Origin of the sequence: Paenibacillus sp. NRS-1782 (assembly GCF_050467685.1) — a bacterium.
GTDB lineage: Bacteria > Bacillota > Bacilli > Paenibacillales > Paenibacillaceae > Paenibacillus > Paenibacillus terrae_A.
This window is the reverse complement of sequence record NZ_JBITPH010000004.1, coordinates 131,108-140,741: the sequence shown is the minus strand read 5'-3', so window position 1 is coordinate 140,741 and position 9,634 is coordinate 131,108. Positions and strand designations below refer to the sequence as shown.

Below are 9,634 nucleotides of genomic sequence, written 5' to 3'. Positions count from 1 at the left end.
CGGCTCTGTCAGAAAATAATGACATCCTTACATGACTTCTCCAATTCTCGACCTGTCAATGGCTGAAAATCGAAGAATGAGTGAGTAAACAAGAGAAAATATTAATTTATAGTGGGAGGAATTGTGATGAAAAAGCAAGAAATTTTACGATATCGCTTGGAAAAGAACAGACAGAAGCTCTACGATCTTCAAAAAGAACACGGATTGGATGATGCCCGTGTGCTCAAGCAATCTATGCTTCTCGACGAACTCATCAACCAATACAATCGGACCTTCTATACACATATAAACAAGCCGACTGCTTAAAAGCAATCGACCTCTGAGCGAGAAACTTTTGGCGGGTGACTCGCTCTATTATTTATCATACATCCCTTAAATCAGAATGATTCATATTAAAAATGTACAGCCTGCGTTGCAAGCAAACGTACAAAACGCTTACCGAGCATTTCATTGTGGTGGGCAACGATTTGTTCGCCACTCAGCCCCCAGTTCCTTTAGCACATCGCCCAATTCGGTTTGGTAAAAGCTGTCCCAGGACGATTTACGAACAATTCATACATAAACATAGCCTGCTGTACGTCAATCATGAGTAAAATGTTTTGTTACACCCATCTTACCGTAGCATGTCTTCATGTCTTGCGGCGACATAAGGTGAACTATATAATAAAGGACAAGTTGGAGCGGTCCGATTCGGACGAAAGGTGATTAAAATATATGACAATTTCGCAGGAACAGTTTACGTTCCGTTCTGCCGGAGAGGCGCAGACCGGGGCTTTGGCAGGTTTTTTGGCAGCCAAAGCGGTTCCCGGAACGGTGATCGTGCTGGATGGAGATCTGGGAGCGGGCAAAACCGCTTTTTCCAAAGCCTTTGCCAGTCATCTGGGTGTCCCGGGTATCGTAAACAGCCCAACCTTTACGCTCATTAAGGAGTATGAAGGCCGATTGCCCTTGTACCATATGGATGTATACCGTATTACACAGGATGAGGCAGAGGATCTTGGGCTGGACGAATATTTTTACGGGACAGGCGTATGTCTGATCGAATGGGGCAGTATTATACCGGATATGTTGCCGGAGCAGCGGCTTCACATGTATATAGAAACAACGGATGTGGAGGAGCGCTTGATTCACCTTACCGGGTATGGCGAGCCTTATGAACAATGGTGCCGCAGTTTGCGGGAGAATGGAGTTTGAAGCATGCACAGAGAGCATACAGATGAGAATGTAAAGCCGCGTGAGCGTTTTTTGGCGTTAGATACAGCGACGACCGTGATGGCGGCAGCCCTGATGGACGGAAAAGAGTTACTGGGAGAAAGCAATGTCTATGGCGAACGCAATCACTCGGTGCACGTGATTTCCGAATTAAAACGGCTTCTGAACGAAGACGGGCTGACACGGGATGATGTAGACGGCATTGCGGTGGGTGTCGGACCGGGGTCCTACACAGGTATTCGCATTGCCGTGACCGCAGCGAAAACACTCGCTTGGGCATGGGGCGTCCCGGTGACATCCGTATCCACTTTGCATGCGCTGGCCTGGGGCGGTTGGAGTCGCGGCACCGAGTCGCAGGAGCAAGAAGCTGGAAATGAGTCAGCAAGTAAGCACTTGGCTGGAGAGCAGGCGACAGACTGGATCGTTCCAGTGCTGGATGCGCGGCGTGGGCAGGTTTACACAGGCTTGTTCGCTGTGAATATGGACGGCGATAGAGGGATTCCACAGCGTCTGGAGTCGGATGCGATCCGGCTGATGGCCACTTGGACCGAGGATCTGCTGCAACGACTGGAGGCTTTGCCGTCCGAAGAGCGCCCTGCGGTCATTTGGCTGGTCGGTGAAACGGCGGTTCACGCAGAAACAGCCGAGCGCCTGCGTGCATGGAGCGAGCTTCGTATCGTACCTTATGAGCTGGAAGGAAGATGGGTTGGCCGCCTGGGGGCGGATAAGCTGCTTCGTCAGGAACATGACGAGCTACATACGCTGGTTCCAAACTATACCCAGTTGGCGGAGGCGGAAGCCAATCTGCTTCGTCAGCGCTGAAGAGAGCGGTGAACAACATGGCAAAGAACATACAACGGGAAGAAAAGCTGGAGTTTCGACTGATGCAGCTGGACGATATTCCCGATGTGCTGGCGATTGAGCATGAAGCGTTCACGCTACCGTGGACGGAGGAAGCGTTCCGCAATGAATTGACGATGAATCATTTTGCTAAATATATGATTATGGAGCTGAACGGACAGGCGATCGGCTACGCAGGGATGTGGACGATTATGGACGAGGCTCATATTACGAATATTGCTGTTCGTGAGGCCTATCGCGGGCGCAAGCTTGGAAATAAGCTGCTGGACGAGTTAATGCAAACCGCCTCTTATCTGGGGATGGAACGCATGACGCTGGAGGTACGAGTGACGAATCGGATTGCTCAGGGCTTATATGAGAAAAAGGGCTTTAAGCCAGCGGGTGTTCGCAAGGGCTATTATTCGGATAATAACGAGGATGCCGTGATCATGTGGGCGGATCTTCCCACACATGAGGCATCCGGTGAACAGGAAGGAAGCGTGCAGAAGCAATGACGCAAGAGGAAAAAGCAGGTACAGGCGCCGCCTCTGGTGAGCCTTGCTATATATTGGCAGTGGAGACGAGCTGTGACGAGACAGCTGTGTCCGTCGTGAAAAATGGCACTGAGGTGCTTTCTAACCTGATTTCCAGTCAGATTGAAACACATAAAGCCTTTGGCGGAGTTGTGCCGGAGGTGGCATCCCGCAAGCATGTGGAGAGCATTACCTACATGCTGGACGAGGCCATGCAAGCATCGGGAATTACGCCCCGCGAGCTTTCGGCGGTAGCCGTGACGCAAGGGCCGGGACTGGTTGGTGCGTTGCTGGTGGGCATTGTTGCTGCCAAGAGCGCCGCTATGGCATTCGGCAAGCCGTTGATTGGAACACATCATATCGCAGGACATATTTATGCCAATCAGCTGGAGCATACAATTGTATATCCGTGCATCGCTCTGGTCGTATCGGGTGGGCACACGGAGCTGGTATGGATGGAGTCCGAGGGTCATTTTCACCTGATTGGGCGCACGCGGGATGATGCGGTTGGGGAAGCCTATGACAAAGTAGCACGGGCTATTGGATTTCCGTATCCCGGTGGTCCGCACGTAGACCGAACGGCTCATGAATCGGAGGAAGCAATCACTTTGCCCCGTGCATGGTTGGAGCCGGATTCTTATGATTTTAGCTTCAGCGGCTTGAAATCGGCGGTGCTGAATGTGATCAACCAGACGAAAATGCGCGGAGAAACTGTTCATGCCGGAGCTATCGCAAGAGGCTTTCAAGAATCGGTCGTCGAGGTGCTGGTAGAAAAAGCGATTCGTGCTATGCGTGAATACGGTGCGAAGCAGCTACTGCTATGCGGCGGTGTTGCTGCCAATCGCGGACTGCGGACGGTACTTCGCGAACGTTGCGAGCGTGAAGGTATCGAGTTACTTGTGCCATCTATGAAATATTGTACGGATAATGCAGCCATGATTGGTGCCGCAGCTTACGCCAAGTGGAAGCGCGGAGAATTCACCTCGCTGGACATGAAAGCTGATCCCGGGCTGTCTCTGGAGGAGTGGTCCGTTCAATCTTAAATGGAGAAGCATTGTGCTGGTGAGTAGAAGGTAAGTGAAGAAAGTAGATTGGGACGCGGCTCGTTTGGGTCGTGTCTTTTTATGCTTCATAATAAGCTAAATGCCTATATGTACTCTACATTTCGTTGACTTAATCATTTATGAATTGGATTCAGATCTATATATAAAATTCAATAGGTATAAATACAGGATTTTGAGCAGGTGAAGCTTCGTGTCTAATTTCCCCCGCATCGTTCGTCATGATGCTGCACGATTTTTCAGCATTCATCAAAAAAAACTAAAATTTAATACTCCTCGAACAATGATATGATTTGTCAAGTTGTGAACAAAGTTATCCACATATCCCGTCCGAAATGTGGATAATTAAGCTCAAAGCAAGCAGCTTAAGACTTTTTTAGGATACAAGAATAGGGGACATTATGTATCTTTAGATTTTGTGAAATCTGTGGATAATGTGGATAAAAGGGTGGATAAAAATGGTTTTCATATGAAAATGGCTTTTTATCAATAAAAAAATGGCCCCAAAGGCCATTTTTCAATACATTCCATGCACATATTCTGTGGATATCTTTGTGTATAAAAAGATGAATGGGGCAAATGTGAAATTTTTAAGGCCATAATGGTGAAGCAGATCTTACTCCTCTAACAGTTCCTCCCATGAAGCGTAGGTTGCTGTCAATTCCTGCTTGCGTGCGTCAAGTTGTGTCTGAATATCCTGAAGCGCCGTGTAATCCTGATAAACCTCTGGCAGAGTCATTTGCTCCTCCAGCTTGGTAATTTGTTCTTCCAGCTCTTTAATCTGATTCTCCAGTGTCTCCAGCTTGCGCTGGCGACTGCGTTCCTCGCTCTTGGCTTGTTTGTCTGCGGCATAGGCTGCTGCACCTGTTTTGGATGCTGTCTCATTCGTTGCGGATATAGATGATACTTTGCTTCGCGTTGCCTGACTGGACTCCAGAGCTTCCTGCGCAATTTCCGCCAGCTCCTGCTTTTTGTCTACATAGTCATCATAATTCCCCAGGAAATGTTCTATTCCGCCAGGATGAAGCTCAATGACACGTTCCGCCATTTTGTTGAGGAAGTAACGGTCATGGGAGATGAACAGCAGTGTGCCGTCATAGTCGATTAGGGCAGCCTCCAGCACTTCTCTACTGAACAGGTCGAGATGGTTGGTAGGCTCATCGAGAATCAGCACATTGGCTTCGCGCAGCATCAGCTTGGCGAGAGAGACGCGAGCTTTTTCACCGCCGCTTAAAGTAGCTACCTTTTTCAGCACATCGTCACCGCTGAACAGGAAGTTACCCAGCACTGTGCGAATTCGTGCCTCCTCCATATGGGGGTACTCGCTCCATAGCTCCTCCAGCACCGTATTGGCCGGGTTCAGGTTCGTTTGCTCCTGATCATACAGGCCGATTTTGATTTTCGTGCCCCAGTCAATGGACCCGGCGGCAGGCTTTAATGTTCCGGTGAGGCATTTGAGCAGCGTCGATTTTCCGATCCCGTTCGGACCAATCAGCGCAACGGTATCGCCGCGTTTTAAGTCGAAGGATGCATGCTGAAATAACGGTTTCTTACCTTCATAGGCTACGGAGAGGTCGCGTACCTCCAGCACTTCCTTCCCCGACATATAAGCTGTTTCAAAGGAAAAATGGGCTTTTTTCAGATCCCCCATCGGCCGATCCATTCGATCCATTTTATCCAGCTGCTTGCGGCGGCTCTGGGCACGCTTGGTGGTGGAAGCTCGCACGATATTGCGTTGTACGAATGCCTCCAGACGGGCAATTTCCCCTTGCTGCTTCTCATAGTGCTTGAGATTGGTTTCGTACTCGGCAGCTTTCAGCTCCATATATCGACTATAGTTACCTGTATATCGGGTCGAACGATGACGCTCGATTTCGATAATGGTCGTCACCAGTCGATCCAGAAAATAACGGTCATGGGATACGACCAGCAGCGAGCCGGAATAGCCGCGCAAATAATCTTCGAGCCAGGTTAGTGTTTGAATATCCAGATAGTTGGTCGGCTCATCCAGCATGAGTACATCCGGGGCGAGCAGCAGAATGCGGGCCAGCGCGAGACGTGTTTTCTGTCCGCCGCTCAGTGTGGATACAGGCGTCTCTGGTGCAAATGAGCCAAAGCCCATGCCATGAAGCACGCTGCGAATCCGGGTCTCCATTTCGTAGCCGCCGTGATCCTTGAACCAGTCTGATCTTCTCGCATATCTTTCCAGCAGATCTGCATAGCGCTTCTCGTTCTGCGCATTGGCCGGGTCGGCGATTTCCTGCTCCAGCTGCCGCAAATCCCGCTCGGCTTCGATCAGTGGAGTGAATACGAGCATCATTTCTGCCCAGATGGATCGGTCGGAGTTCAAGCCGCTGTTTTGTGCCAAATAACCAATGCTGGTCTCCTTCGCCTTGAAAATTTGTCCACCTTCATAGGATAATTCTCCAGCGATGATCTTGAGCAATGTTGATTTGCCCGCGCCGTTCACACCTACCAGTCCAATGCGTTCACGTTCCAATATTTGAAGGTTAATCCCGTCCAGAACGGGCTCAATTCCATAGGATTTCGTAATTCCAGTTACTTGCAATAGCATCGCGTATCGTTCCTCCATTACATTATGCACAGTTTTCCCCGCTTCCTCCGCAGGGTGTCTTCCTTCCAGTTTACATGAAAATACCCACTAATGCACTGCTATCACCCTGTAAACCCTTGAGCCGCGTGTAGTCAATTTGTATAAACAATGATAAACTTAAACGAGAACTGAAAAAAAATGAAAAAAGCTTGCAAGGTACAAGACTTACTGACAATTGGATAAATAGTAACGTTTTAAAGCATTATCGACGATTGTGCGGGAGGACGGATATTCTTTGGATGTCTGGAGTGTGAAGAACGCGCTGCGCTTGCAGCAACGGGAGGCGCGGGACTCTATGGACCCGCTGACGCGGCAGGAGGCATCGGCTGTGGCCTGTCGGCATGCAATTGAGGCATGGGAGCAGCTTAGAATAGACAGAAACGGAGATAGGCTGACGATATTTAGCTATCTTTCTTTTGGCAGCGAGATTTCTACGACTCCCTTTATCGAGCATTGCTGGTCACGGGGGGACCGTGTGCTGGCTCCCAGAGTGGACCCGGTAACCCGGACCATGGAGCTGAGGCAGATGGGGCAGCACAGCGATATCGTGCCCGGCATGTGGAACATTCCTGAGCCTGCGCCCACATGCGAGAAATGGGCGCCTGAAATGTGGTCGGAAATCGACTGGGTTGTCGTGCCGGGATTGGCCTTTGACCGTCATGGGGGCAGAATCGGCTACGGCGGAGGCTACTATGATCGTTTCACCGTACAGGTAGAAGCAGAGAAGCGTGCCAACGGCAATGCAGGTCCGCTGTATGTTTCGCTGCTGCTGCCGGGACAACTGCAGCAGCAGGTACCCATGGAGCCGGGGGATTTGAGGGTGGAAGTGCTTTTTACCCCGGAAGGCCACATACATTGCGATATTGCAAAATCAGAAAAAAACAAACGATGAATGAAGCGAAGTATGGCATGTGAAAGGAGCTGTGAGGGAGTCGTGGATTCCTTTACTCATTTTAACGAACAGGGACGAGCTCGTATGGTGGATATTTCGGGCAAAGCGTCCACGGTTCGTACAGCAGTCGCCGTGTCGCGGATTACGATGAATCCGGCTACACTCACGGCTGTGAAAGAGGGTAGGATCGGCAAGGGCGATGTTCTTGCTGTGGCCCAGGTCGCCGGGATTCAAGGCGCGAAAAAAACGTCGGACTGGATTCCCATGTGCCATCCGCTGGCTCTGACGGGCGTAAATATTACGTTTTCCGATAATGGACATGATGTGCTTCATATTGAAGCCGAAGTGAAGACTGAGGGCAAGACAGGTGTGGAAATGGAAGCTTTGACAGCGGCTTCAGCCGCAGCGTTAACCGTGTATGATATGTGCAAGGCGCTGCAAAAAGATATGATCATCGGCCCTACCATGCTGCAATCGAAAACAGGTGGCAAGCATGGGGATTTTCAAAGGGAGGACCACCAGGAACCTTGACATAGACAACATGTCGCGGAGAGGGTACTGTGATGTGATGGAGAATGCAGCGTAGCTGTTTCTGATTTTCAGAAGAGAAAGTATTCTTTCATGATAGGAGAAGGGTGATCATATGGTGTGGAAAACGGCGATCCTGACAGCCAGTGATAAAGGGGCGAGGGGAGAGCGTGAGGATACAAGCGCACAGGTCATCCGGGAACTCATCGAAGAAGAGCTGGGCGGAGAGATTGTGGAGTACCGGATCGTTCCCGATGAACCGGATGAAATTATTGCGGCTTTAATCGAAATGACCGATTATTTTCATGCAGACCTGGTGCTGACGACGGGTGGAACCGAGCTGGCGATCCGTGATGTGACACCCGAGGCGACTCGGCGGGTCGTGGAACGGGAAGTGCCCGGCATGGCGGAAGCGATGCGTATGATTGTGATGCAGAAAAATCCGACAGCCATGCTTTTTCGTGGAATCGTAGGAATTCGGGGACGTACGCTAATTGTAAATTTGCCGGGAACGCCCAAGGGCGTGCACGAAAATTTGGCGGCTATTATGGATCAATTGCCAGAGGCGCTTCTTATGGTGACAGGCCAGTTCCGGTAGAAGGCAGTATGCTGAGTGTGGTATGATATCCGTAAGAATTTACATGACTGTATGCGAGCAAACATACAAGAAATATACAACGGACAAGCAGGGTACCCACGGTTGTTTCTGCGTCTGTATACCAGATGCTGGTTCTTGTTTTTAGTTTTTGCCCGTCAACATAAGGAGGATAACACTCATGCCTAATATCGGAGCACCGGGTTATATTTTGTTAATCATTCTGGCGCTGTTGCTATTCGGCCCGAACAAGCTGCCTGAGTTGGGTCGCGCTGTGGGGCGTACATTCCGTGAGTTTAAAAACGGAGCACGTGATATTTTGTCTGAAGACCAACGGACTGAACACAAAGACAGTAAGGATAGCGTAGTCAAGGCATCCCATACAACGGCTTCAGAAGTGCAGCCCCAGCCGGAGGATAAGCAGTTGTCTTAGATAAATTTTATTTTTGGGTGCTTTTATAATTTCAAGAAGAGCCTCTTCTCCAGGGAAGGGCTTTATTTTTTGGGAGGCGCAGCTGCGTCCAATCCAGAAAGGAGGAGCGAGTGTGACCCCACCAGAGCATGAAATGCCGCTCATGGAGCATCTGGGAGAGCTACGTCGCAGAATCATTTATGTGCTGATTGTATTTGTTTTGGCACTGGCTGGTGGTTTATTCGCCGCAGGTCCTGTCTATGACTGGCTTATTCGCTCCGGTTCGGCGCAGGCTTTTCAGCTGAATGCATTTTCCTTCTGGGACGGAATAGGCATCTACATGAAGATCGCCATGCTGATCGGAATTGCGGTTGCGCTGCCGTTTGCATGCTACCAGCTGTGGAAGTTTGTTAGTCCAGGCTTGCGACCGCAAGAACAGAACGCGACTTTGCGGTATGTACCTTATGTGCTGCTGTTGTTTGTGATCGGTGCAGCTTTTGCCTATTTTATTATTTTCCCGATGGCGATTCAGTTTACGTCGTCTGTCACCAAAAGTATGGGACTGCATGAAACGTACGGCATCGCCCAATATTTCACCTTCATGTTTAATATTGTGCTGCCTGTGGCTCTGTTGTTTGAACTGCCACTGCTCATCATGTTCCTGACGGGGATTCGGGTGTTAACTCCAATGAGGCTTCGTAAATGGCGGAAAATTTCTTATTTTTTGCTTGTTTTTGTCGCTGTCGTCATAACTCCCCCGGATTTTATCTCCGACTTCCTGGTGGCGATCCCGTTACTGGTGCTGTATGAAGTGAGTGTGTATATGTCAGCAGTGGTGTACCGCAAGCAACTGCGTGCGGACGAGGAACGGGAGGCACAACTGCGTGTAGCGCCAGAACGATAACTGGTGGGAACTCTGATCATAAAAGATAGCAGCTTAGCTGCCC

The 9,634-nt window shown here is 49.9% G+C and carries 11 protein-coding genes; 10 read left to right on the top strand and 1 reads right to left on the bottom strand.

Going from position 1 to position 9,634, the window contains the following annotated elements; all coding sequences use genetic code 11:
• The first annotated feature begins 126 nt into the window (after window positions 1-126).
• From ACIFQM_RS01575 to tsaD, 5 genes are all read left to right on the top strand, one after another.
• Entirely contained in the window at window positions 127-306 is a 180-nt protein-coding gene (locus tag ACIFQM_RS01575; RefSeq protein WP_430039346.1) for an aspartyl-phosphate phosphatase Spo0E family protein, read from the top strand.
• A gap of 408 nt (window positions 307-714) precedes the next feature.
• Window positions 715-1,194 carry a tRNA (adenosine(37)-N6)-threonylcarbamoyltransferase complex ATPase subunit type 1 TsaE gene (gene tsaE / locus ACIFQM_RS01570; RefSeq protein WP_430046649.1) on the top strand — a complete coding sequence of 160 codons (480 nt, stop codon included), beginning with the start codon at window positions 715-717 and terminating at the stop codon, window positions 1,192-1,194.
• A 3-nt stretch (window positions 1,195-1,197) separates the two neighbouring features.
• Window positions 1,198-2,034, top strand: coding sequence for a tRNA (adenosine(37)-N6)-threonylcarbamoyltransferase complex dimerization subunit type 1 TsaB (gene tsaB / locus ACIFQM_RS01565; protein ID WP_430046652.1), 837 nt, complete (start codon window positions 1,198-1,200; stop codon window positions 2,032-2,034).
• Between the two features lie 17 nt (window positions 2,035-2,051).
• The gene (rimI, locus tag ACIFQM_RS01560; protein WP_430039352.1) at window positions 2,052-2,567 is read left to right on the top strand and encodes a ribosomal protein S18-alanine N-acetyltransferase; all 516 of its coding nucleotides are present in this window, start codon (window positions 2,052-2,054) and stop codon (window positions 2,565-2,567) included.
• Window positions 2,564-3,628 (top strand): tRNA (adenosine(37)-N6)-threonylcarbamoyltransferase complex transferase subunit TsaD, encoded by a 1,065-nt coding sequence (gene tsaD, locus ACIFQM_RS01555; protein WP_430039354.1) that lies wholly within the window; start codon window positions 2,564-2,566, stop codon window positions 3,626-3,628. The genes rimI and tsaD overlap by 4 nt, the downstream gene beginning before the upstream one ends.
• Before the next feature lie 634 nt (window positions 3,629-4,262).
• Here the strand turns inward: tsaD and ACIFQM_RS01550 are convergent.
• Window positions 4,263-6,221: an ABC-F family ATP-binding cassette domain-containing protein gene (locus tag ACIFQM_RS01550; RefSeq protein ID WP_430064922.1), complete on the bottom strand. Its 1,959-nt coding sequence runs from the start codon at window positions 6,219-6,221 to the stop codon at window positions 4,263-4,265.
• A 274-nt stretch (window positions 6,222-6,495) separates the two neighbouring features.
• Between ACIFQM_RS01550 and ACIFQM_RS01545 the strand changes: the two genes are divergently transcribed.
• The 5 genes from ACIFQM_RS01545 (at window position 6,496) to tatC (ending at window position 9,591) form a co-directional block, all read left to right on the top strand.
• On the top strand, window positions 6,496-7,152 hold the full coding sequence (locus ACIFQM_RS01545; protein WP_430064920.1) for a 5-formyltetrahydrofolate cyclo-ligase: 657 nt from the start codon (window positions 6,496-6,498) through the stop codon (window positions 7,150-7,152).
• A 42-nt stretch (window positions 7,153-7,194) separates the two neighbouring features.
• Complete coding sequence (gene moaC / locus ACIFQM_RS01540) at window positions 7,195-7,683, top strand: cyclic pyranopterin monophosphate synthase MoaC (RefSeq protein ID WP_192510293.1); 489 nt, start codon at window positions 7,195-7,197, stop codon at window positions 7,681-7,683.
• A gap of 112 nt (window positions 7,684-7,795) precedes the next feature.
• The gene (locus ACIFQM_RS01535; protein ID WP_025685236.1) at window positions 7,796-8,278 is read left to right on the top strand and encodes a MogA/MoaB family molybdenum cofactor biosynthesis protein; all 483 of its coding nucleotides are present in this window, start codon (window positions 7,796-7,798) and stop codon (window positions 8,276-8,278) included.
• Window positions 8,279-8,456: 178 nt separating this feature from the next.
• Window positions 8,457-8,708: a twin-arginine translocase TatA/TatE family subunit gene (locus ACIFQM_RS01530; RefSeq protein ID WP_430039358.1), complete on the top strand. Its 252-nt coding sequence runs from the start codon at window positions 8,457-8,459 to the stop codon at window positions 8,706-8,708.
• A gap of 112 nt (window positions 8,709-8,820) precedes the next feature.
• Complete coding sequence (tatC, locus tag ACIFQM_RS01525; RefSeq protein WP_430039360.1) at window positions 8,821-9,591, top strand: twin-arginine translocase subunit TatC; 771 nt, start codon at window positions 8,821-8,823, stop codon at window positions 9,589-9,591.
• The last annotated feature ends 43 nt before the right edge of the window (window positions 9,592-9,634 follow it).

Bases quoted from the DNA above. Each gene is read 5' to 3' on its own strand.
- ACIFQM_RS01575 (WP_430039346.1), top strand. From the start codon at position 127: ATGAAAAAGCAAGAAATTTTACGATATCGCTTGGAAAAGAACAGACAG.
- tsaE (WP_430046649.1), top strand. From the start codon at position 715: ATGACAATTTCGCAGGAACAGTTTACGTTCCGTTCTGCCGGAGAGGCG.
- tsaB (WP_430046652.1), top strand. From the start codon at position 1,198: ATGCACAGAGAGCATACAGATGAGAATGTAAAGCCGCGTGAGCGTTTT.
- rimI (WP_430039352.1), top strand. From the start codon at position 2,052: ATGGCAAAGAACATACAACGGGAAGAAAAGCTGGAGTTTCGACTGATG.
- tsaD (WP_430039354.1), top strand. From the start codon at position 2,564: ATGACGCAAGAGGAAAAAGCAGGTACAGGCGCCGCCTCTGGTGAGCCT.
- ACIFQM_RS01550 (WP_430064922.1), bottom strand. From the start codon at position 6,221: ATGCTATTGCAAGTAACTGGAATTACGAAATCCTATGGAATTGAGCCC.
- ACIFQM_RS01535 (WP_025685236.1), top strand. From the start codon at position 7,796: ATGGTGTGGAAAACGGCGATCCTGACAGCCAGTGATAAAGGGGCGAGG.
- ACIFQM_RS01530 (WP_430039358.1), top strand. From the start codon at position 8,457: ATGCCTAATATCGGAGCACCGGGTTATATTTTGTTAATCATTCTGGCG.